Genomic DNA, 24367 nt, shown 5'->3' on the forward strand with positions numbered 1-24367 from the left:
GTAGAAAATGGAAAAGATAATCCCGACCCAAGTTTTTCAAAGCGAAACCAATGAATGCGGTTTAGCCTGTATTGCGATGCTGGCACAGACGCAAGGCATCAACGCGCCGTTGGAAAGCTTACGGGAGCGTTATCCTGCCTCGGCGCATGGCACGTCATTGGCTACGCTTTGTACTATTTTATCTGAATTGGCGATACCCGCTTACCCGGTGGTGTTTGAACATCAGGAGCTGTCTGCCTTACCGCTGCCCGCCATTCTGCATTATGGCGCGAACCACTACGTGTTACTTGCTTACCGTAAAGGCAACTATGTCTGTGTGATGAATCCGGCAATCGGTCAGCAATTGTTGCCAATGGATGCTTTGAAAGCGGAAATTAGCGGTTATGCCTTGGTGTTGGATCCAGAAACACCGGCAGACCCAGAGGCGGTGAAGAAAATTGAACACAGTACGCGATTGAGCGCACTGGACTGCATGAGCTTGAAAGAGACCGCCAGTGTTCGTGGCATCTACTGGCTGATGACGCTGGCATTTTTGATCTCGCTGACGCTGTTTATCATGCCGACCATGGTCAGTAGCGCCATTAATGACGTGTTTTCTTCTGCAGGTGATAAAGACTTCCCCTATTTCTATTTCCTATTGGCTTTTGTGGTCTCAACGTCACTTGCTTTTTGCGTGCGATACATCACCGAGCGTTATATCAAACACTTTGTGGTGCTAAATAGTGTCGCCGGCTTCTCCCGTTTGCTCAGTCATTCACTTAACTTTTTTGATAAACGCGCACCGGGTGATATTTTCAGCCGCTTCTCCAACTGGCAAATGGCGGCTACGCAAAAAATAGAACTGGATAACGGCCTGCGTACCGACTGGATAATCGGTGCTATTGCGCTGGCGGTGATGTGCTATATGAGTCCGGTGCTGGCGATGGTTTCTGCCGTCGGCGTGATGCTGATGGGGCTTATCAGTATTTGGGCCATCTACCGTGACCGTTATTACACCCAACAGTTACAAGTAAAAGGTGCTGAGCAAAGTGATTTTATTCTGGAAACCATTCAGGGATTTTCCACTATTAAATCAGCCGGTTTGGCCAGTCAACGCCAAGGGGTGTTTGCCGGTCTGGCACTTTCATTATTCAGTGCGTTACAGAAGAAAAAAATTTACGATCAGGTCAAAAATAGTCTGTATCAACTGATCGGCAGCCTGGAAATGGTGTTCTTTATGCTGCTGGCGTTGCCGTTGTTGAAGCAGGGGACGCTGAGTTTGGGGGAATTCTTTGCCTATAGCTTTGTCCGTGAGATCTTTACCTCGTATATCACCAAGATCTTCTATGCGATTTTGCAGAAAAACCAACTGCATGTCATTGATATCCGTGCCCGTGATCTGTTCCCTGCTGGGGAGGCAACCCCCTCAAGCAGCGATTCACCGATCCCACCGGCGATCCCGGCATTTACCCGCCAATTGGTCTATCAGAATATCCGTTTTGCCTATGACGCCAGTCAGCCGGTATTGCGCAATTTGTCGCTGTCACTGACTCGTGGGCAAAGTGTGGCGATCATCGGGGAATCTGGTGCGGGCAAAAGTACTTTGTTGAAAGTGATGGCGGGGTTGATGCCACCACAGCAAGGGCAGGTATTGGTGGATGGGGAGCCGGTAGATTTTCAGCAGGCCCATGCCTTGTTCTTCCTGCAAAGCCAGGAAGATATCCTGTTTAATGCCTCGGTATTACAAAACATCACTTTGTTTGATGGGCATGTCGATGCTGAAAAACGTCAACGTATTGAACGTTCACTCCAAGGGCTGCAATTAACCCCGGTTATCGATAAGTTGCCCGGTGGCCTCAGCGCTTTGGTACGTGAAAGCCATGCCGCACTCTCTTTAGGCCAGCGTCAGCGGTTATTGCTGGCCAGAGCGATGTACAGCGATTGCCCGGTATTGGTGTTAGATGAACCTACTGCCAATCTGGATGAAGATACCGCCCATCAGGTGATGCAGACCTTATTGGCACATTGCCGGGAATATCAGAAAACACTGATCACCGTGACACACAGTGAAAGTGTCTTACCCATGTTTGACAGTGTTTTCCGCTTAAATGACGGTCAGTTGGCGCGTTTTGCGCAATCTGCGGCATTAAGCCGCCTGACACCGGTTGCAGGTTAATTATGCGTATAAACATAGTGAACAACAGACCACGGTTACTCCTGATCCTGCTTATTACACTGCTGTTAGTTATCGGCGGTGGGGTAGTGCTGTGGTTATCTAATAGCGAGCAGGACGTACCGCAATTAAGCGAAACTATTGGTCGCGGTGATATCGAACGAAACGTCATGGCAACCGGCAGCTTAAAACCCTCATTGCAGGTGAATGTCGGCGCGCAGGTCAACGGGCAGCTAACCAAACTCTATGTTAAACAGGGCGATCGCGTCACTCGTGGCCAATTGTTAGCTGAAATAGACCCGACCTTGCAGCAAAACGAGTTACGTAAATCGGAAGCTGAATTACAGAGCGCGCAGGCACAAAAGCAGGCAAGCCAAGCATTGTTACGCCAATATCTACTTGAATTTCGCCGTCAACAGACTTTGGCAACGGAAGGTTCTGGTGTGAAAAGTGCGCTAGAAAAAGCACAGGCGCAATACGACAGCCAGTTAGCACAATTGCACGTTAACGAAGCGCAAATTGTGCAAAGCCAAATGTCACTGGAAACCGCCAAAGCCAATCTGGGTTTTACCCGCATCATGGCGCCGATTGACGGCGAAGTACTGGGGATTGTCACCAAAGAGGGGCAAACCATTGTTTCCTCGCAAACCGTGCCGACAATTTTGGTGCTGGCGAATGTCGATACCATGACGGTTCACACCCGTATTTCAGAAACCGATATTCTCAAAGTCAGCGTTGGGCAGCCACTATGGTTCTATGTGGTCGCTGACCCCGAGCGCCGCTATGAGAGCCGGATGGATGCTATTCAGGAAGCGTCGGCAGAAAGCTTGCGCGAAGAGAGTTCCGTCACATCTAACAGTCAGCAACCTTCTGCCGTCTATTACAACGGCATATTCAGCATTGCCAACCGTGAGCGACTATTGCGCACATCAATGACGGCGCAGGTATTCATTATCACCGCGCAGGCGAAAAATGTGTTGCGAGTACCGCTATCAGCGCTGGGGAGTCAACAGTCAGATAAACGCTATCAGGTTCAGGTCATCCAAGGCAAACAAACGGTGGTTCGTGAGGTATTGCTCGGTCTGCGTAATGATCAATATGCCGAAGTAAAAGAAGGCTTACAGCCAGGTGATCAGGTGGTGCTAATGGGTGCACCTCCGGGAGTCACTAATGCGCGCTAATACCATTGATTCACCATGTCCGTTGATCGAACTTAATGGAATTTATCGCCATTTTGCGTCGGGTAGCCAATCGGTCGCGGTCCTTAAAGATATCTCGCTGTCTATTGGTTGCGGCGAAATGGTGGCGATCATCGGTGCTTCCGGGTCAGGTAAATCGACGCTAATGAATATCATTGGTTGCCTTGATAAGCCAACTCAGGGGGAGATGTCGATTCATAACATCTCTACCCGGCAGGCCAGCAGTGAGCAACTGGCGCAATTAAGAAGCCAGTACATCGGTTTTATTTTTCAGCGCTACCACCTGATGCCATATCTGACGGCAACGGAGAATGTGGTCATTCCGGCACTTTACACTGCTATGCCATCTGCTGAGCGTCAGGAGCGTGCGACCTATTTATTGCGCCGCTTAGGCCTTGGTCAGCACCTGTTACACAAACCAGCACAGCTCTCGGGCGGGCAACAGCAGCGTGTCAGTATTGCCCGCGCTCTGATGAATGGTGCCGGTATTATTTTGGCCGATGAGCCGACCGGTGCGCTCGACAGAGCCAGTGGGCAAGAGTTGATGGGAGTATTGCATGGCCTGCATCAGTCCGGCCACACCATTATTATCGTGACCCATGATCGTAATATCGCTAATCAGGCCCAGCGCATTATTGAGATAAGCGACGGTGAAATCATTGCTGATCGCCATAATGAGGCGTCTGAGACGGAGGCTGTTCACGCCGCGTTACCCGCCACACTGGCAACGGGTCGGCCACACTGGTGGTTGAGTGTCAGGGAAGCTATCAAAATGGCCTGGCGCTCACTGCTCGGGCATCGTATCCGTGCTTTCTTATCGATGTTGGGCATCATTATCGGCATCTCATCGGTGGTCTCTTCCATGGCGGTGGGCGAAGGTGCGCGTCAAGAAATTCTAAGTGAAATCAGTCAACTGGGTACCAGTAATCTGGATATTCGTCCCGGATTGGGCTGGGATAAACCGCGCCCTGATTTTGAGCGCGCACTCACGCAGGCAGATGTGGCATTACTTAGTCAACAACCCTATGTCGATAGCGTGTCACCGGTGGTGAGCAAGATGGTTGCCGCGGTGCGTGGCGACAAACAAGTGATGATTTCGCTCTCTGGGGTCAGTAACGGTTTCTTTCAAGTAAAAGGGCTGAGTTTTACTGTGGGCGATGGTTTTACCCAGCACCACGTCAATGCGCGTGAGCCGGTGGTTATCTTGCAACCTGAACTCAGTGACACCCTGTTTGCTGTTGGGGAAAATCCGATTGGCGAAATTGTTCAACTCGATGGTATTCCTCTGCGGGTGATCGGGGTCGCCAAGCGTAATGGTTCGTCATTTGGCGGGTTATTGGCCGCCTGGATGCCTTATACCTCACTCACCGAGCGCATTTCAGGTGATATTCCACTCGAATCAATCACCGTGCGGGTACGTGAGGGTTACAACCTGAATGAGGTGCAGCGCGAGGTTGAAACGCTGCTGGATATGGCCCACGGCCAGCGGGACTTTTTCATTCTAAGCAATGACCAGATGAGCAAAGCGATTCAGAAAACCTCTGATTCGATGACATTGTTAATCACTTCCATTGCCGCGATTTCGTTGCTGGTGGGTGGGGTTGGGGTGATGAATATTATGCTGGTGTCAGTGACTGAACGGACCCATGAAATTGGTATTCGCTTGTCAGTTGGTGCTCGCCCCAGTGACATCATGATCCAGTTTCTGATTGAAGCGGTGGTTATCTGTACTCTCGGCGGCTTGATTGGGATTATCGGTTCGGCGCTGGCGGGGGTGATTTTCTCGTGGGTTACCCAAGAATTTACTATGATTTTTACCTGGCCGCCGTTAGTGCTGGCGTGCAGTTTCTCTGCGCTTATCGGGCTAGGGTTTGGTTTTTTCCCGGCGCGCAATGCCGCCCGTTTGCACCCAACCGAGGCACTGGCACGAGAATGAGCAGACTGATTAATGTAGGACTTATCATGCTGCTGTTAACCGGCTGCGGTTCATCACTGAAAAGCGATTATCAGCGCCCCATGCTGTCGGTTCCCGAGGAGTGGCGGGTTAAAGATACTGGCGGGGGTTACCTGCATCACAGTGTGCACTGGTGGGAAAATTTCGATGATCCACAACTGTCTGACAGCATCAGTCGGATGTTGGTCAGTAATAATGACTTAGCTGCTGCTGGCCTGAAGTTACAGCAGGCGCGCCTGACGGCAGGGCTGACCAATACCAATTTGACACCGGATATCACCATGACCGGTGCGGGCAGTAATACCCGTTCGCTGAATGAAAATACCCAGCCGCGAGAAAGCTATAGCACCTCGCTTGGTCTGAGTTACGAGCTGGATTTGTGGGGCAAACTGGCCCGCGCCCGTGAGCAATCCGCCTGGCTGGTCAATGCGACCGAACAGGATCGACAAGAAACTGCACTGTCACTGATTGGGACCACTGCGGATCTCTATTGGCAGATTGCTAAATTTAACCAGCAGTTGGGCTACCAACAGGCGGCGTTAGCTATTTCGCAAGATACGCTCAACATTGTGCGCTCGCGTCTGGCGGCGGGGGATGCAAGTGAAATTGAACTATTGCAGGCACAACAAGCCCTGCTGGATAGACAAAATCAGTATCAAAATCTCGAACAACTGCGGGAAGCTGCACGTAATGCCATGGCACTGCTGTTTAACCGCGCGCCTGATTATCGTCAGGCCGAACGCAAGTCATTGGATTTACAACAGCAAGTTGCGATAGCGGAAAGTTTACCGTTACAGGTGATTGCTCAACGGCCTGATGTGCAGGCTGCCGAATGGCGCTTGCGTGCAGCCTTGGCCGGATCTGATGTTGCCAAGCTGAATTTCTACCCGACCCTTTCGCTAGGAGCGAGTTTAGATGCCGGTAGCGCGGTGTTTTCACAATGGTTTAGCAACCCGAGCCGGACACTCAGTGTCAACAGCGCGCTGCCTTTCCTCCAGTGGAACACTGTGCAGCTCACCATCGAGCAGTCAAAGCTGGAAGTGAAATTGGCGGCTGTTGATTTTCGCAGCAAGGTTTATAGCGCCTTGAAAGATGTCGATGACGCGATGACGGCACGGCTGAGCTATCAGCAACAAAAACAGAATCAGTGGCAAAACCTGCAACTCAGCCAACGTCGGCTAATCCTGACTAACAGCCAATATCAAGCAGGTGCCGTCTCATTTCAGACCTTACTGGATGCGCAGGATGCCCTGCTGACCAGTGAAACCAATTTGCTCGAACTTCAATATAACTACCTAAATGCCACCATGAAACTGTGGTTGGCGCTAGGGGGGGGTGTTGATAACAGCAGGGAAAGTAAAGGAATTAAATCATGACAAATACAAATAAACAGCGCCGCGTGGTGGTAACCGGCTATGGCAGCGTGACCCCGATGGGCATGACGGCACAGCAGAGCTGGGCGGCGATTATGGACTATCAATTGGGTTATCGTTATTACGATAAATCTGAGCAGGGTATCAAGTCGCGCTTTTTTGGTTTGCTTGATGCTGAGCCGAATCTGAAATCAGTGCCTGCGGCTATCCGCCGCCGCCTACCGCGTTATGCCCGTTTGGTACTGGCGGCAGCGAAAGAGGCGATGGGGATGGCCTTCGCCGAGCAATCTCCTGAGGCTTATTATGACTTGTTGGACTGCGGAACCATCATTGGTAGCGGTTGGGCGGGGCAGGATGAAACACATGATAACTATGAAGGTTATCTGGCAACCGGGCTGGGTACGCCTTTTGGCTGCTTCCTCTCAATGCCTAATGCGGGCACTGCGGCGTGCAGCCTGTACTGGGGGTTACGCGGCTATCAGAACTCCCCGATTGCTGCCTGCGCTACCGGGACCATTGCCATCGGTGATGCATTTGAAATTATCCGTAGTGGTCGGGCGTCAATGATGCTGGCAGGGGCGGGTGAATCATTGCGCAGCGATGCCGCAGTATGGAATATCGATATTCTGGGTGCACTGGCGCGCGAGCAAGACGATATCACCAAAGCCAGTTGCCCGTTTAGTTTGGATCGCAACGGCTTTGTGCTGTCTGAAGGTGCGGCGGTACTGTGCTTGGAAGAACGAGAAGGTGCGATTGCACGCGGTGCGACCATCCTCGGTGAGATCAAAGGTTACGGTAACTACTCTGATGCATTTGATTTCACCGCACCGGCGGAAGATCGGGTGGCGCGGGTGAAGACTATCCGTCACGCCTTGCAACAGGCCGGTTTGAGTGCTGATGAGATTGATTATGTGAACTTGCACGGCACCTCGACCCAGCTTAACGATCTCAATGAGACTCAGGCCATTAAACAGGCCTTTGGCGAAGCGGCTTATACCACGCCACTGTCCAGTACCAAATCTTATTCCGGCCATCTGATTGCGGCGGCGGGCAGTTTTGAATCCATTATCTGTCTGCAAGCGCTTGAGCATCAGATAATGCCCGCCACCTGTAATTTGAAAAATGCTGATCCACAGTGCGACCTTGATTACATCAGCGAGGGGCATCGACCTAAAGCACTGCGCAATACCCTAAACCTGAGTTTCGGTTTTGGTGGCGCCAATGCCGCCTTGGTTATCGGGCTGGATTGAGCATGATATTCAACTACACCCTCAGTGATGCACAGCGTTGGGCTGCGTTTTCCGGCGATTACAATCCGATCCATTTTGATCTGCAACATGCACAACGGTTCGGCCAACAGGCACTTACCGTACATGGTATGCGTGCGATGTTAGATATCAAATATCAGCTCAGTGCTGGGTTATTACCCTGCTTGCCTGCAACGGATTTTCTGCGTTTTAACACCCGTTTACGTCAGCCGGTTCTGTGCAATACCCCCTACTACCTGCAACTCGAGCAAGGGGCTAGCCAGGCCAGTGGCAATCTGGTGGATATTGGCAGCGGCGAAAACTGTTTTAACAGCAAATTGCGCAGCGCACCGGCGTTGGTATTGTCAAAAAGCGAGCATTGGTCGGTCCTCTCGGCGGATAACCTTCATCAGTTAAGCCAACAGTATCCAGGAGATGCCACGCAACCTGCTGAATGTTGGGGTTTTTTCGATGCGTTGCTGTTTAAGTTATTAGTCGCAGCCCCACAAACACTGGCCACCGCAAAACAGGTGTTACCGGGCATTCAGGCTGACACCTTGATTGATGTCTTTAAGCATGTGCCAGTCATCCAGACTCACCATGACGTGCATTTCAGTGCTGAATTTATGGGCGTCAATAACCCAAATTTATTTGTCCGTGGCGCATTGCGCTACAGCATCGAGCCAACACTTATCGTCGGTAATGCCGATGATGGTTGGGTATTGCGCGCCGCTATTCAGGCCTGCTTAGATGCTGGGGCATTAATTACCACCGCTGTAACATTAAAAACGTGGCCATTAGCCGCGCACTAAATAAGGATAAGACCATGGAAAAGTATCAACACGTCTATGACACCGTTTGTGAAATGTTATCTGACGCCAAAGATCTGGAAATGTCGGCATTGTCGCCGGATATGCCGCTGCATCAGCTAAAACTCGACAGCCTTGATTATGTCGAGCTGATGGTGCTGGCAAAGCGCGAATTCGGGGCGACGCTGAATGCGGAAATGTTTATGGAAAATCCAGATATGACTTTAGGCGAGCTTTGCCAGAAGTTGGCAGAACAGAAGAAATAATATTATGAGTAGGCAATGGGTATTAATTACCGGTGGCAGTCGTGGTATTGGCCGTGCTTTGGTCGAAGAACTGGCCAAAGAGTGGAATGTGGTCTTTACCTGGCGCAGCGGTGAGCAACAGAGTCACGATGTGATAGAAAGCTGTGCCGGCCTGCCTGGCTGGGTAACCCACTATCGTTGTGATGGTAGCGATGAAGCGGATGTCGACCACCTCGCGCCACAACTGCTGGAGAAGTATGGTGCGCCCGGCGCGGTAATCCATAATGCGGGTATTACTGGTGATGGCCTGCATATTCAGCAAAATGGCGATAACTGGCGCAATGTGATGAACACCAATTTGAACGCTATCTTCTATTGGAATAAGCACCTATTGCCGCCGATGATCATGCAGGGCGAGGGCGCAGTTTTGCTGATGTCGTCGGTAACCGCTATCAAAGGCAATGTCGGGCAGAGCGCATATGGTGCCAGTAAAGCCGCAATGATTGGCCTTGGTCGCTCATTGGCGCTGGAGATGGGGCGTTTTGGTATTCGGGTTAATTGCCTGCTGCCGGGGATAATCGACAGCGATATGACGCGCGCGATGCCTGCCGATGCCTTAAAAGGCTTACGTAAACAGATACCACTACGGCGTTTAGGTGATGCGCAAGAAGTCGCCCGTGTCAGTGCTTTTATGATAGGCAATGACAGCCGCTATATGACCGGGCAAACACTGGTATTGGACGGCGGATTGACCGCCTAATTCAGGTAGCCTGTTCAAATACACTTGGCCTGACCCCATCTTGAATTTCGTATGGATGGCGGGCAAAATCCCACTTTTCGCGGTGTTGTTATCAACGTGTTTGTTGGGTAATCGGGGGGCCAGCCCCCCTTTATATCGTAGGTCGACACAGGATAACGGCGGTTACACCCAACCCTGGGTGCGGAACATTTTTAGCACCGAGACAAAGGCCATCATCTCTTCCGGCGTCCCTAACGTGAGGCGGTTCCAACCCACCGCGGGGGGAAATTCACGCCCGACAAACACGTGATATTGTTTCATGCGGTTTTGATAGGTTTTCACATCCCCGTTCACCTGATGAAAAACAAAGTTTGCCTGCGACGGAACATAGGATAATTTCAGTTCGTCCAGGGTCTGAGTAACAATTCGACGCGCCTGATCGGCTGACTGGCGGCTGTATTGTACAAAGGCTTTGTCTTGCAACGAGGCTAAAGCCGCCGCTGCGCCGGCGGTATTGGTATTATCCAGTGAAACAAAGTTTTCCACCGCGGCTATCAGTTCTGGATGCGCGATACCATAACCTACCCGAAGGCCCGCTAGCGCGTAAATTTTGGAGAATGTCCGGGTAACCAACAGATTTTTGTGGCCGGCTTGAACCAGCCCGATAGCACTGCGAAATGCAGGATCGCTGACAAACTCGGCATAAGCCTCGTCGATGATAAACAAGGTTTCCGGTGAGGCATTTTTAATCCAGCCTTCAATAAGGTTTGCCGGGGTAATGGTCGCGGTAGGGTTATTCGGATTACACAGATAGACGATTGAACGCCCTTTGAAGCTGGCGACTTTCTGCTGCATTACAGGCAGGTCAAATGCCATTTCTTTGGTCAGAACGACTTTCTCAATGGGAATGTCAAAAGGCTTGGCATAGAGTTCGGCGTAGTTAAATGTAGGGTCCGGCACCACGAGCTGGATTGGTGTATTCGCAAGTTCAGCTTGGCGGATAACCGCTTGAATGACGGCCTGAATCGTCTCTGATGAGCCATTCCCCAGCGAGATATTCTCGGTTTTGAGTTGGTATTCTGTGGCGATATTAGCAATCAATTGTTCGCGGGCAGCATCGGGGTAGCGAAATGCAGTCGGCAACGCGGCGATAATAGCCTGATGCGCTTTTGGTGACATTCCTAACGAGTTTTCATTAAAATTCAACAGCAGTGGCTGCTGTTCAGTAGGGATCAGCGGTTGTGCGTTTATCTTAGAACTTTTGGCCTGAGCCGTTGAAATAAAGTTACCCAGTGTTAATCCGCCCAGTAATAGACCGGATGATTTTAACAGTGTACGACGATCCATGCTAACTTCCCCTGTATACCCCTTTACTTGTAGTTATAGGTGTATTAGCGACGTTCACTCACCCGAATGGCTTACTGACGTAAGTTGAACTGGATTAATGAGCCTTTTTGAGATTCACCCTACGGGCATGGCATACATGCTGTTCAAATCAGTTCATAACCGATTCTCCCTTCACCTACCGCTCACCTGCAACTACAACTTCTTTGGGTATAACGCTCTGTTACATTTTGTTATAAGTGGGATGAGCATAGCCTGAGGCCTTATTTTTAAGCAATACCTTTTATCATAAACTCATTTTTTACCAGTAACTTACAAGATTATTCTTATCACTATCGGCGAATTCAATTTAGTTTGGGTTATTGGCTATTCATGGCGAAGATATCCGTTACAAAATGGATAATAGCCCCTCAACATACCAACGGGTATTGCGGGGGTAATACTCGTTATTGACGCGGAATATATCCCCCTATCGGCCTTTTCCGACCCGTCATCGTGATGCTGCTCACAATAATTTGTGCAGTTGCCTAAAAAAACACGCCTTTATTGCCAATTTTGCAGCCAATCTCCTAATGACTAATGCAAGGTTATCTTCAATACTGGTAATGTGAAATGATATTCCATTTAAATAGATCCGATGTTTTATTATTTTAAGTGAGCTAAATCATCATAAAAAATAGGGGTTTACTGCGTTAACTGACCAGAGACTCAATGAATTATAAAGGCAGGTAATCAGGTGAAAATAATATCAGTAGATGTAACCGTTTTTTCTTATCCGACCCGGCGTGTTTCTGATACCGCAGGGCACTCGCATCCAGGCGCAGAGTCCTTAGCCAAAATGGCCATGCTGACGCTGACCACTGACGAAGGTGATTGCGGTTATGCATTTGCACCACCGGAAGTGATTCGCCCGCACATCGTCAATAGCTTCTTTAAAAAAGTTCTGATTGGGCAAAACCCGTTTGACCGCGAACGGTTATGGAATGATCTGGTGCATTGGCAGCGCGGCAGTGCCAATCAGTTAACCGACCGGGCGCTGGCCATTGCCGAGCAAGCTATTTGGGATTTGTTGGGGCGCAAACTGGGCCAGCCAGTCTATAAATTACTGGGCGGATATCGCGACAAAGTATTGGCTTACGGTAGCACCATGTGTGGTGATGAGTTAGCTGATGGATTGTCGACCCCGGATGAGTATGCGCGCTTTGCCGAGCAACTGGTCGCCCGTGGCTATAAGGGTATTAAGCTGCATACCTGGATGCCGCCAGTCTCTTTTGCGCCAAGTCCGCAGATGGATGTTCGTGCTTGTGCGGCGGTGCGTGAAGCCGTCGGCCCAGATATTGCTCTGATGCTGGATGGCTACCATTGGTACAGCCGCAGTGACGCCCTCTATATTGGTCGTGAACTGCAAAAACTTAATTTCAGTTGGTTCGAAGAGCCTATGGAAGAGCAGAGCATGGCCTCTTACTGCTGGCTGCGGGAAAATCTACAAATTGACATTATCGGACCTGAAAGTCTGGCCGGTAAATACTTTAGCCGCGCTGATTGGGTGAAGGCCGGTGCTTGCGATATTTTACGCGCTGGCGTCCAAGGCGTGGGTGGTATCACACCTTGTCTGAAAGTGGCTCATCTGGCGGAATCGTTCGGCATGGATTGTGAAATCCACGGCAATGGTGCGCCGAATCTGGCGGTAGTCGGTGCAATCCGTAACTGCCGTTGGTATGAGCGTGGGTTGTTGCATCCATTCCTGGATTATGACGAGCCTGCCGCTTATCTCAACAGCATCATTGACCCGATGGACAGTGATGGCTATGTCTCTCTGCCAACGAGAGCAGGCTTGGGCGAAGATATTAATTTCGATTATATCGCCGCCAATACCCTTAGTGCTTGAAGCCGCGGCGGTGCGAACTGCCTACCTGCGACTCCAATCACTTTGGGGATAACTCTATTGTATCGACCTATAAAAACAAGCATTCAGATCTAGCCTTTTCTTACCGGAGATGGTCCATGAACGCGATAATAATAGTAAGAACACTCCTCTTTACCCTACTGATCACCCTGACGTCGACCAGCGTCAGTGTCGCTAAAACACCTGATGACCAACTGATTGTTGGCATGAATATGAATAACCTGCTGTCGCTCGATCCGGCAGCCATGACCGGCAATGATGCTGTCGCTATCATTGTTAACCTGTACGACTCTTTGGTGGAACTGGATCCACACACTCCCAGTAAGGTGCTGCCCGGTGCTGCCACCGAGTGGAAAATCAGTGACGACGGCAAGTTGATCACCTTTACGTTGCGTGAGGGTATGAAGTTTCACTCCGGCAATCCCGTGACGGCGGCAGATTTTGCCTGGTCGATGAACCGCTTGATGCATCTGAATCTGGCACAGGCCACCACCTGGAAATCCTACGGTTTTACCGCCGATAACGTGGAGCAATTGATCCGCGCCAAAGATCCACTGACGGTAGAAATTGAGTTACCGAAACCCACCGATCCCAAGCTGGTAATTTATTCATTAGGTACCTTAGGTAGTGGGTCGATTCTTGATCGCGCCACCGTCATGCAGCATGAGAAAAACGGTGACTGGGGTAATGGCTGGCTAACCACCAATGAAGCTGGCTCCGGCCCATTCAAACTGGATGTTTGGCAGGCAAAAGATGTGTTACGTATCAGCCGGGTAGATAATTACTGGCAAGGTGACGCCAAAATGAAGCGGGTGATATTCCGCCACATGACTGAGTCGCAGGCGCTGCGCTTAATGATTGAAAAAGGCGATATCGATATCGCCAGCGGGATGTCGGTACCGGATATCAACGCGCTGAAAAGTAACCCGCAAATCCAGGTTGATGAGGTCCAGCGTGGCACTATTTATTATGTCGCGATGAGCCTGAAAGAGCCGCATTTCGCTAACCCTAAAGTACGAGAGGCTGTGCGCTATCTGGTTGATTATGATGGTATTAATAAAACGATTATGCCGGGTTATGGCATCTTCCATCAGCGGCCAATCCAGAAGGGTATGGATGTCACGCTACCGGATCCCGGCTACAAGTTGGATGTGGCTAAAGCTAAAGCATTGTTAGCGGAAGCCGGCTATCCCGACGGTTTCACCACCACCCTGCGGGTATTGTCTGATCCGCCGTTTATTAATGTCGCCACCTCGGTTCAATCGACACTGGCACAGGCAGGGATTCAGGCCAAAATTCTGACGGGCACCGGTAATCAGGTGTATGGCGCAATGCGTGATCGTCAGTTCGATATGCTGGTGGGTCGTGGTGGTGGTGGTGTCGATCCGCACCCGCACTCCAGTCTGCGTTCCATTGCTTATAACCCCGATAACAGCGATGCCGCCAAACTGACCAACTTCCAGGGTTGGCGCACTTCATTCTATGATCAACAACTCAACTCGCTGATCGACAACGCGTTAATCGAGAAAGATCCGGCTAAACAGAAGCAGATGTACATTGAAGTTCAGCAGCGTTATGACGCGCTATTCCCAGCCATTTTGCCGATTTCCCAAATGGTTGATTCGGTCGTCGTGCGTAAAGACGTGATGGATTATGTACCACATCCGTCGACCACAACCCGCCTGTTACAGGTGTATAAGCAGCGTTAAACCGCTGCATGTTGGGGGAGATAGCATGAATGTTTCAGATTGGATGGCTCCGCACGGGATCGTGCGGCGTTTATCGAAGCGCTTTTTGCAGGTGGCCGTAACCTTATTCGGTTTATTGATTCTTACTTTTATTATTGGTCGGGTGATGCCGATTGATCCGGTACTGGCGATTGTGGGTCAGGATGCGGATCAAAGTACCTATCAGCAGGTCTACCTGCAATTGGGGCTGGATAAACCGCTATGGTCACAGTTCTTTATCTATTTTAACTCACTGATCCACGGTGATTTGGGCAATGCCTTACTCACCGGCCGTCCGGTAGTGGATGACATTATCCGGGTCTTCCCAGCCACCATTGAGCTGGCAACCATGGCGATTCTGGTCGGGGCTGGTCTCGGTATCCCGTTGGGGGTCATGGCGGCAGCACGTCGCGGCAAGTTTGCCGACTATGTGGTGCGGTTTATTAGTCTGGCGGGTTACTCAACTCCGATTTTCTGGGTGGGCATGATGGGCCTGTTGGTGTTCTACGCCTGGCTAAACTGGGTGGGGGGGGCAGGTCGGGTAGATATGGCCTACGACGGTTTAGTTGATCGCCGCACTGGCTTATTGTTGATTGATTCGGCGCTGGCAGGGGAGTGGGAGGTGTTTCGCAGCGCGGTAAACCATCTGGTGCTGCCCGCTACCATTCTCGGTTTCCACTCGCTGGCCTATATCAGCCGTATGACCCGCAGTTTTATGCTGGCGCAGTTGTCACAGGAATACATCATTACCGCCAAAGTGAAAGGATTGTCAGAGTTTCAGGTGCTGTGGGGCCATGCATTCCGCAATATTCTGGTGCAATTGCTGACCGTGGTGGCACTGGCCTACGGCTCATTACTGGAAGGCGCAGTCTTGATCGAAACCGTCTTTTCATGGCCCGGTTTTGGCTCTTATCTGACGGGCAGTCTGTTATTGGGTGACATGAATGCGGTGATGGGCTGTGTATTACTGGTGGGGCTGATCTTTGTTTCACTGAATTTACTGTCTGACATGCTGTATCAGATCTTCGACCCGAGGACGAATCAATGATGCTTTCCTCCGAACCCGATAATGTCGTAGCGCGCCCTGAGATGAAACCTCAGGGATGGAAGCGCGGGCTACGGCGGGTAGTTAATTTCTTCCGTTTGTTAATGGGTAACCCGCTGACGGCTATTGGTGTCGCTATCATCGGTTTGCTGTTAGTGGTGGCATTCTTGGCTCCGTGGCTGGCGACCCATGATCCATTGGCGCAAGATCTCAATAACTCACTACAGGCACCCGGTAGCCAACATTGGTTTGGCACCGATGAGTTTGGCCGTGATCAGTACAGCCGGTTGATTTATGGTGCCCGTACCACGCTGTATATCGTGGCGCTGGTGTCAGTGACTGTGGGACCAATCGGCCTGTTATTGGGGGTGGTAGCGGGTTACTTCGGCGGTAAAGTCGACAGTATCCTGATGCGTATTACCGATATTTTTATCTCATTCCCGAGCCTGGTGTTGGCGCTGGCTTTTGTCGCGGCATTAGGCCCCGGTCTGGAGCATGTGGTTATTGCTATTACCCTGACGGCATGGCCGCCGATTGCCCGTCTGGCAAGGGCGGAAACCCTCTCTTTGCGTAATGCGGACTTTGTTTCTGCGGTGAAATTGCAGGGCGCGTCGCCACTGCGGATCTTGCTGCGTCACATTGTGCCGCTGTGCCTGCCGTCGGTAATCATCCGTATCACCATGAATATGGCCGGTATCATTCTGACTGCTGCTGGTCTGGGCTTCCTTGGTTTGGGGGCTCAGCCACCGGACCCTGAGTGGGGAGCGATGATCTCCAGTGGCCGCCGTTACATGATGGAGTGTTGGTGGCTGGTGACAATTCCTGGTCTGGCGATTCTGCTGAACAGCCTGGCATTCAACTTCCTAGGAGATGGCCTACGTGACATTCTTGACCCCAGAACAGAATAAATCAGTGCCTTTGCTGGAAGTGGATGACCTGCGGGTTAGCTTCGTCAATGGCAAACAGGTGACCGACGCGGTGCGTGGTGTTTCGTTTTCCCTTGGTAAGGAGAAACTGGCGATTGTCGGTGAGTCCGGCTCGGGTAAATCTACGGTTGGCAGGGCGCTGCTCAAGCTGCATCCGGCCAGCGCGCAGATCCACGCCAATAGGTTGCGCTTTGCCGAAGTAGATTTGCTGAACGCCAGTGAAGCCCACATGCGTGAAGTGCGTGGTAAGCGTATGTCGATGATTATGCAGGATCCAAAATACTCGCTCAATCCGGTGGTGTGCGTGGGTGATCAGGTGGCAGAGGCCTATCTGGCGCACCATAAAGTCTCGCGACAGGAAGCGCGCGAGCGCGTATTGGCGATGTTTGATGTGGTGCGTATCCGTCAGCCACAAAGGGTGTATCACCTCTATCCACACGAGGTATCCGGCGGGCAGGGGCAGCGCATCATGATAGCGATGATGCTGATAACCGGGCCGGAAATGGTGATCGCCGATGAGCCAACCTCGGCACTGGATGTCTCGGTGCGTTTGCAGGTATTGGCGATGCTGGATGATTTGGTGCAAGAGCGTGGCTTGGGGCTGATCTTTATTAGTCATGATATCAATCTGGTGCGCAGTTTCTGCGATCGGGTGCTGGTGATGTATGCCGGTCGGGTCGTGGAGTCGATCGCGGCCTGTGACCTTGATCAGGCGCAACACCCCTATACCCGTGGTTTGCTAAATGCATTACCGGATATCGGTAACCGCCGTGATCGCTTGCCGGTTATGGTGCGTGATCCGGCCTGGATGAATGGTTAAGGAGCCTGTTATGTCTGCAAATGCGATGATTGAAATCAATAACCTTAACCTTATTTTTGGTGAAGGCAGCCAGCAGAATCAGGTGTTGTTTGATGTTAATCTGACGGTGAATAACGGTGAGATTTTTGGCTTGGTTGGGGAGTCCGGTTCGGGTAAAACCACAGTGCTGAAATGCCTGGCGGGGCTGTTTAACCATTGGAGCGGTCAGCTAACCTTGAATCAGATCCCCTTGGCACACCGCATTGAGCGTGAGCGCTGCCGCCATGTTCAGATGGTGTTTCAGGATCCCTATGGTTCGCTGCACCCGCGTCATACCATCGAATACATTTTGTCTGAGCCACTGATTATCCATGGCATTGGTGATCGCGACCAACGGATCGACACTATTTTAGATAAAGTGGGCCTCAACCGGCAGTTTCGCCAGCGCTATCCCCATCAGCTCTCGGGTGGGCAGCGCCAGCGCGTCGCCATTGCGCGGGCATTGATTCTTGAGCCGCGGGTATTGCTGCTGGATGAACCGACCTCGGCTCTGGATGTGTCGGTGCAGGCAGAGATCCTAAATCTGCTGGCTGAGTTGCAACAGCGGGAGAAACTAACCTATCTGATGGTAACTCATGATTTGGGGGTCATTGCTCATCTTTGCCATCGGGTCGCGGTGATGCAACATGGCCGGATTCTGGAAACACTGAACACTGAGGATTTGACCACTGACTGCGAAAAAACCGCTTATACCCATATGCTGGTAGATGCCAGCCGCCACTATAGCCGTGATTTGGCGCAAAAAGCTGCCGAGATGTCGTAATCGCGTCAGGCGCTTCTGCGAGGGAGCGCCTGCGCCTCAGGACTCATCAGCCATCTTCTTAAGCCACTGAATAAACGCATTAATCTTTGGCCATTGCCGGTCGGATAATGTTGAAATGTAATAGCGTTGTTCACATCTGACTTCCATGTCGGGGAACGGCATAATCAACTCTTGGTTTTCCAACCGTTTGTTGACCAGTTTTTTACGGCCCATCGCCACCCCAACATGATTTATGGCTGCGATAATCGCCAAATCGGAGCGATCAAACCCCATGCTGCGCTGGGTGGGATCAAGATCAAAACCGATTTGCTGACTCCAGCTATTCCACTCACTGCGATCGGAGTCATAGCTCCAGGCTTGCCGATCGTGCAGCAAGGTGCATTGCCGCAGATTGATCAGATTGCCGTGTAACTGATGTTTTTCCGCATATTCCGGGCTGCACACGGGGACCATCGATTCATCCATCAAGTGTTGATATGACAGTTTCTCCGGCGTTTTATCATCGAAATAAATCGCTAAATCAATACCGCCGCCCTGAAAGTTAACATTCTCATTGCCGGTCAGAATATTCAGGCTAATGGCAGGATAGCGATGGGCAAAGTCCGCCAATTTCGGTACCAGCCAACATTGGGCGATGGATGGCCGGGAATAGACGGTTAATGTACCGGACAACTCCTGATTTTTTATCTCCAAAATTTCCTGATTCAGGTACTCCAGCGACGATTTAAGTACCCAAAAGACGCGTTCCCCCTCGCTGGTGAGTTCCACTTTACGATGAAAACGCTGGAACAGTTTGAACCCCAACTCCTCTTCCAAACTATTGATCCGGTGGCTAACGGCACTGGGGCTGATGGATAACTCATCAGCCGCCAGCGCAAATGAGCTGTGCCGCGCGGCAATTTCAAAGGTATAGAGTTTGGATAGCTGATAACCATTAAGCAGCTTATTACGGGTGATATAGCTTTTTTCCGGGTACATGGCGGCGGCTCAGATAATCATTTTTGACTCAATAGCATATCGTATTTATTGCTGGAGCAGATATTTAGGGTTATCTAATGTGATGCAAACCTGAATAAATCATAAAACTTTGACTGATATTACCTATTTGGGTCAATCTAGCTCATCTTAAGCTGGATTTTCATCATTTGTCAGCCCCGGCTAATTCTTATTCAATAGTGATAGAACTTATTATTAGATGAGGTTGGCTATGGACTCACAAATATGGGTAGTGGGTACGTTATTATCAAGTATCATTATTATCATCTTCACCATTGTAAAACTGAAAATACATCCTTTTCTGGCGCTATTATTAGCCAGTTTTTATGTCGGGCTATTAATGGGCATGAATCCCATTGAGATGGTTAATTCCATTGAAAGTGGGATTGGCGGGACGCTGGGCTTTTTAGCCGCAGTGATCGGGCTGGGCACCATTTTAGGCAAAATGATGGAGATATCGGGTGCGGCAGAGCGTATCGGTATCACCTTACAACGTTGCCGCTGGCTATCACCTGATGTCACGATGGTGTTAGTTGGGTTGATCTGTGGCATTACGCTATTTGTTGAAGTGGGTGTGGTGTTATTGATTCCACTGGCTTTTTCCATCGCAAGAAAGACCAATACCTCGCTATTAAAACTGGCAATCCCGTTGTGTACGGCGCTAATGGCCGTTCACTGTGTGGTGCCACCGCATCCGGCAGCCATGTATGTCACCAATGCCTTAGGGGCTGACATTGGCACTGTGATTGTCTACGGGCTGGTGGTTGGGCTGTCAGCATCATTAATTGGTGGGCCGTTATTCTTACGGCTAGTGGGTAATCGACTGCCCTTTAAAGCGGTACCGCAAGCGTTCTCTGAAATTAAAGTGCGCAATGAAGATGAATTACCCTCTCTGGGGGCAACTCTATTTACCGTATTACTGCCCATTATTCTGATGTTGGCGAAAACCGCCGCAGAACTGAATATGGAAAAAGGCACTCCGTTATATTCAGTATTATCGTTTATCGGTAACCCCATTACCGCCATGTTTATTGCCGCGTTTGTGGCCTACTACATGCTGGGCATTCGCCAAAATATGGGTATGAGTGCGCTGCTGGCTAAAACCGAAGATGGTTTCTCCTCGATTGCTAATATCCTGTTGATTATCGGTGCCGGTGGGGCTTTTAACGGCATATTAAAAGCCAGTGGTTTGGCAGATACGCTGGCAGTGATTTTATCCAATCTGGATATGCACCCGATTCTACTGGCCTGGTTGGTGGCCTTGATTCTGCATGCGGCGGTTGGCTCGGCTACGGTAGCAATGATGGGGGCGACGGCGATAGTGGCACCGATATTACCAATGTATCCCAATGTCAGCCCAGAAATTATCACCTTAGCGATTGGCTCCGGTGCCATTGGTTTCACCATCGTCACTGACTCGCTATTCTGGTTGGTAAAGCAATACTGCGGTGCCACCCTTAATGAGACCTTTAAATATTACACCACCGCGACGTTCATCGCCTCGGTGATCGCATTAGGTACGACCTTCCTACTTTCTTACATTATATGACCGAAAAGAGACATGCTATGAAACACACTGAAATTGATAAATTGATTACCGACTTTCCTTTGGTCACAAAGCTTATCAATTTAGAGGAGGTCACTTGGTTTAACCCGTTATCGACCATATTGGCAGAGGGATTGCCGTATGTCGGATTAACGCCGTGGGATGTGGCGGATGCCGAGGCACGGCTGCAACGCTTTGCGCCCTATCTGTGTCAGGCATTCCCTGAAACACAAAAGACTCACGGTATTATTGAATCTGATATCGTGGCGATTCCCACCATGAAAGAGACGTTGCAACAGCGATACGGCGTTGAAATTAGCGGTCGACTGCTATTAAAAAAAGATAGCCACCTGCCGATTTCTGGTTCGATTAAAGCGCGTGGCGGCATTTATGAAGTGTTAACCCATGCTGAAAAGTTGGCGCTACAGGCTGGGTTATTGGCCGAAACCGATGATTACAGCAAACTGTTCTCAGATGATTTCCGCCAATTTTTCAGCCAGTACAGTATTGCGGTGGGGTCTACCGGTAATCTGGGGATGTCGATTGGCATCATGAGTGCCAAGCTGGGGTTCAGTGTCAGTGTGCATATGTCTGCCGATGCGCGTGAATGGAAAAAACGCAAACTGCGGGAACACGGTGTAAATGTAGTTGAGTATGCACAGGACTACGGCGTGGCGGTGGCACAAGGGCGCAAAGAGGCAGAATCTGATCCGAATTGCTTCTTTATCGACGATGAGAACTCGCCAACACTCTTTTTGGGCTACTCGGTGGCAGGCAGCCGGCTGAAAAAACAGTTTGCCGAGCAGCAGATTGTGGTTGATGAAAACCATCCGCTGTTCGTTTATCTGCCTTGTGGGGTTGGTGGTGGCCCTGGCGGGGTTGCTTTCGGCCTGAAGCTAGCGTTTGGTGACCATGTGCACTGCATTTTTGCCGAACCGAGTCATTCGCCGTGCATGCTATTAGGTGTCTATACTGGCCGGCATGATGGTATCTCCGTGCAGGATATTGGTATCGACAACATCACCGCCGCAGATGGTTTGGCGGTAGGGCGGGCATCAGGATTTGTTGGCCGCGCTATGGAACATTTACTGGACGGTTTCTATACCTTAAGTGATGCTGAGATGTACGATCTGCTCGGCTTGCTAAATCGCGATGAAGGTATTCAGTTGGAGCCTTCGGCACTGGCTGGAATGCCGGGTGCGGCGCGGGTAAATCAGTGTTCTGACTATTTAAGTAATAACCACTTTAGTGCTGAGAAAATGCAGAATGCGACCCATCTGGTTTGGGCTACCGGCGGTGGGATGGTACCTGCCGAAGAGATGAAAAAGTATCTCGCAACAGCAAAGATTTGATTTCATGAGATGATAACAATATAAAAACGGGGTAAATGATTACCCCGTTTTTATATGGGGGATTATGTTATCGGCTGGGCGTCGCCAGCGATGGGAGATAGGTCAACATCGTTGCCGCCTTCTTACATCATAAAAGCAATTTGATCATGATAGCTCTCAGGGATCTGTTTGGTCGGTTATTGCGTTGCGGTAATGTGTGGTGCGACATCTTTATATCTATATTATTGATAGGGGAATTTAACTAAATCATCGCGCCATGGCGGATGAAAAGGTAAAGGGATGTCGCAATGGAAAGAATGGCGTTAGCTGCCGGTGGTGTCGCTGCTCAAAAATCGCCCGGTAGAATTATGCTCGCGGGCGGCGCGCTTGGCGTGGTTTTCGGCGATATCGGTACCAGCCCTCTCTATACACTGAAAACCGTCCTGTTGCTGTCAGGAAATAACCCGACACCTGCAGTGATAATGGGTTTGTTATCACTGATTATCTGGACACTGATTCTGGTTACCTCGGTAAAGTATGCCGTTTTCGCCATGCGTATTGATAACAATGGTGAAGGGGGCATTATGGCCTTAATGTCGCTGTTGGTACGTAAGGGGAAGGGGAACAAGTGGGTTATTTTTTCTGCTTTACTCGGAGCGGCATTAATTTACGGTGATGGTGCCATTACGCCAGCGATATCTGTACTCTCAGCCCTTGAAGGTCTGAAAATTGTTCTCCCAGACGCTCAACCCTATATTTTACCTGGGACAGTTATTATTTTGGTTGCGTTATTTGCTCTTCAGCCTTTTGGTACCGCAAAAATAGGCAAAGTTTTTGGCCCCATTATGGCACTGTGGTTTTTCGCTATTGCGGGGCTGGGAATATGGGGGATAGTTCAACACCCAGCAGTGTTGCTGGCTATTAATCCATACTATGGCATCAAGTTCTTGTTTTCCCATGGCTTTGCCAGCTTTCTGGTATTAGGCGGTATTTTCCTGTGTGTCACGGGGGCGGAAGCCTTATATGCGGACATGGGGCATTTTGGTAAAAAACCTATCTGGATGGCGTGGTTCGGTTTGGTTTTTCCCAGCCTGTTACTTAATTATGCCGGTCAGTCGGCGCTGATTTTAGCCGGTGCTGATATTTCACATAATATCTTCTTCCGCTTGTGCCCGCCGATAATGCAACTTCCGTTGGTGATTCTGGCGACACTCGCGACCATTATTGCCAGTCAGGCGATTATTACCGGCGCGTTTTCCATGACTCGCCAAGCGATTCAATTAGGGTGGCTACCTCGTTTGCGGATTAAGCAGACAGCCGCTGAGAGCTACGGGCAAATTTATATTGGCACGATCAATTGGCTATTAATGATAGTGACTATATTTCTGGCTGTATTCTTTAAATCCTCTGAAAACCTGGCCGCAGCTTACGGTATTGCAGTGTCGTTAACGATGTTGATGACGTCTGGTTTGTTATTTGTCGCTATGCGCAAGATATGGCGTTGGAATTTACCAACCAGTATGTTAGTGGCGGGGGGATTTCTGATTATCGATACCAGCTTTTTAATCGCTAATCTCATCAAAGTGTTGGACGGCGGTTATATCCCGCTGCTGCTGGCGACCGTGGTCTGTACAGTGATGTTGGTATGGCACCGAGGGGTTAAAGCAACCTCACTCGCTATCAGCGAGAAAGTGGTGGGAAGCGATGAATTCTTTAGTAAAATCCGCGATAAAAATATCCCTCGAGTATCGGGTTCTGCGGTGTTTTTGACCCGCACTCAGAATGAGATTCCCCCAGTCATGCGCTGGCATGTGGCCCGTAATCGCGCCCTACAACAGAAGGTGTTATCACTGACGATCACTATTTTGAATGTTCCACTGGCGGAGGCGGCAGAGCGGCTGGTGATGACCGAGCAAGCGCCAGATTATTGGCGCGGAACGGCACAATACGGTTTTATGGAGCGGCCGCATATACCGGCATTATTACAACGTATTGCCGATATGGATTGTCAGTTTGAGCTGGATGATGTGACCTATTATTTAGGCCATGAAACCATTGTGGGCCGTGAAGATGGCAGGGGATTACCGGCATGGCAACGAAGCAGCTTTGCTTTTATGGTCAGAAATTGCACTCATGTGACTGATTACTATCATTTACCCAGCGATCAGGTGGTAGAGATTAGCCGGCGGGTCGCTATCTAGCCAAT

Annotated in this window: 19 protein-coding genes; 17 read left to right on the forward strand and 2 right to left on the reverse strand. The window is 50.3% G+C overall.

From position 1 onward, the window contains the following. Nucleotides 1-7 precede the first annotated feature (7 nt). From ACWJJO_RS04335 to ACWJJO_RS04370, 8 genes are read left to right on the forward strand one after another with little or no spacing between them, the layout of a single operon-like run. Nucleotides 8-2155, forward strand: a complete 2148-nt coding sequence (locus ACWJJO_RS04335; RefSeq protein WP_083160363.1) for a peptidase domain-containing ABC transporter — start codon at nt 8-10, stop codon at nt 2153-2155. Between the two features lie 2 nt (nt 2156-2157). After that, nucleotides 2158-3333 carry an efflux RND transporter periplasmic adaptor subunit gene (locus ACWJJO_RS04340; protein ID WP_481090674.1) on the forward strand — a complete coding sequence of 392 codons (1176 nt, stop codon included), beginning with the start codon at nt 2158-2160 and terminating at the stop codon, nt 3331-3333. Next, on the forward strand, nt 3323-5287 hold the full coding sequence (locus tag ACWJJO_RS04345; protein ID WP_481090675.1) for an ABC transporter permease: 1965 nt from the start codon (nt 3323-3325) through the stop codon (nt 5285-5287). The genes ACWJJO_RS04340 and ACWJJO_RS04345 overlap by 11 nt, the downstream gene beginning before the upstream one ends. Continuing rightward, the gene (locus ACWJJO_RS04350; protein ID WP_102970466.1) at nt 5284-6681 is read left to right on the forward strand and encodes an efflux transporter outer membrane subunit; all 1398 of its coding nucleotides are present in this window, start codon (nt 5284-5286) and stop codon (nt 6679-6681) included. The genes ACWJJO_RS04345 and ACWJJO_RS04350 overlap by 4 nt, the downstream gene beginning before the upstream one ends. Then, nucleotides 6678-7928, forward strand: coding sequence for a beta-ketoacyl-[acyl-carrier-protein] synthase family protein (locus ACWJJO_RS04355; RefSeq protein WP_372568713.1), 1251 nt, complete (start codon nt 6678-6680; stop codon nt 7926-7928). The genes ACWJJO_RS04350 and ACWJJO_RS04355 overlap by 4 nt, the downstream gene beginning before the upstream one ends. A gap of 2 nt (nt 7929-7930) precedes the next feature. After that, nucleotides 7931-8737: a hotdog family protein gene (locus ACWJJO_RS04360; RefSeq protein ID WP_481090676.1), complete on the forward strand. Its 807-nt coding sequence runs from the start codon at nt 7931-7933 to the stop codon at nt 8735-8737. A gap of 14 nt (nt 8738-8751) precedes the next feature. Then, a complete protein-coding gene (locus tag ACWJJO_RS04365; RefSeq protein WP_042568505.1) occupies nt 8752-9000 on the forward strand; it encodes an acyl carrier protein in 249 nt (82 codons plus the stop codon). Nucleotides 9001-9004: 4 nt separating this feature from the next. Continuing rightward, on the forward strand, nt 9005-9739 hold the full coding sequence (locus ACWJJO_RS04370; RefSeq protein WP_083160353.1) for an SDR family NAD(P)-dependent oxidoreductase: 735 nt from the start codon (nt 9005-9007) through the stop codon (nt 9737-9739). A gap of 162 nt (nt 9740-9901) precedes the next feature. Here ACWJJO_RS04370 and ACWJJO_RS04375 read toward each other — a convergent pair whose 3' ends face one another. Continuing rightward, nucleotides 9902-11065 (reverse strand): pyridoxal phosphate-dependent aminotransferase, encoded by a 1164-nt coding sequence (locus tag ACWJJO_RS04375; RefSeq protein WP_481090677.1) that lies wholly within the window; start codon nt 11063-11065, stop codon nt 9902-9904. 733 nt (nt 11066-11798) lie between these two features. Between ACWJJO_RS04375 and ACWJJO_RS04380 the strand changes: the two genes are divergently transcribed. The 6 genes from ACWJJO_RS04380 (at nt 11799) to ACWJJO_RS04405 (ending at nt 18288) form a co-directional block, all read left to right on the forward strand. Beyond that, nucleotides 11799-12950, forward strand: a complete 1152-nt coding sequence (locus ACWJJO_RS04380) for a mandelate racemase family protein (RefSeq protein WP_372558083.1) — start codon at nt 11799-11801, stop codon at nt 12948-12950. A 116-nt stretch (nt 12951-13066) separates the two neighbouring features. Then, nucleotides 13067-14677, forward strand: coding sequence for an ABC transporter substrate-binding protein (locus ACWJJO_RS04385; RefSeq protein ID WP_481090678.1), 1611 nt, complete (start codon nt 13067-13069; stop codon nt 14675-14677). Nucleotides 14678-14702: 25 nt separating this feature from the next. Further along, nucleotides 14703-15743: an ABC transporter permease gene (locus ACWJJO_RS04390; RefSeq protein ID WP_050132832.1), complete on the forward strand. Its 1041-nt coding sequence runs from the start codon at nt 14703-14705 to the stop codon at nt 15741-15743. Between the two features lie 41 nt (nt 15744-15784). Beyond that, complete coding sequence (locus tag ACWJJO_RS04395) at nt 15785-16648, forward strand: ABC transporter permease (protein ID WP_072088690.1); 864 nt, start codon at nt 15785-15787, stop codon at nt 16646-16648. Continuing rightward, nucleotides 16611-17486, forward strand: coding sequence for an ABC transporter ATP-binding protein (locus ACWJJO_RS04400; RefSeq protein ID WP_372558084.1), 876 nt, complete (start codon nt 16611-16613; stop codon nt 17484-17486). Before ACWJJO_RS04395 ends, ACWJJO_RS04400 begins: the two co-directional genes overlap by 38 nt. A gap of 25 nt (nt 17487-17511) precedes the next feature. Then, a complete protein-coding gene (locus ACWJJO_RS04405; protein WP_083163844.1) occupies nt 17512-18288 on the forward strand; it encodes an ABC transporter ATP-binding protein in 777 nt (258 codons plus the stop codon). Nucleotides 18289-18324: 36 nt separating this feature from the next. On the opposite strand, the gene dsdC is transcribed toward ACWJJO_RS04405, so the two are convergent. After that, complete coding sequence (gene dsdC / locus ACWJJO_RS04410; RefSeq protein WP_050089255.1) at nt 18325-19266, reverse strand: DNA-binding transcriptional regulator DsdC; 942 nt, start codon at nt 19264-19266, stop codon at nt 18325-18327. A 229-nt stretch (nt 19267-19495) separates the two neighbouring features. Here dsdC and dsdX point away from each other — a divergent pair, with 229 nt between their 5' ends. From dsdX to ACWJJO_RS04425, 3 genes are all read left to right on the forward strand, one after another. Next, the gene (dsdX, locus tag ACWJJO_RS04415) at nt 19496-20833 is read left to right on the forward strand and encodes a D-serine transporter DsdX (protein ID WP_005181856.1); all 1338 of its coding nucleotides are present in this window, start codon (nt 19496-19498) and stop codon (nt 20831-20833) included. A 17-nt stretch (nt 20834-20850) separates the two neighbouring features. After that, the gene (locus ACWJJO_RS04420; protein ID WP_420073176.1) at nt 20851-22182 is read left to right on the forward strand and encodes a D-serine ammonia-lyase; all 1332 of its coding nucleotides are present in this window, start codon (nt 20851-20853) and stop codon (nt 22180-22182) included. A gap of 296 nt (nt 22183-22478) precedes the next feature. Beyond that, a complete protein-coding gene (locus ACWJJO_RS04425; protein ID WP_481091560.1) occupies nt 22479-24362 on the forward strand; it encodes a potassium transporter Kup in 1884 nt (627 codons plus the stop codon). Nucleotides 24363-24367: the final 5 nt, after the last annotated feature.

The sequence above is a fragment of the Yersinia antarctica genome, assembly GCF_056636475.1.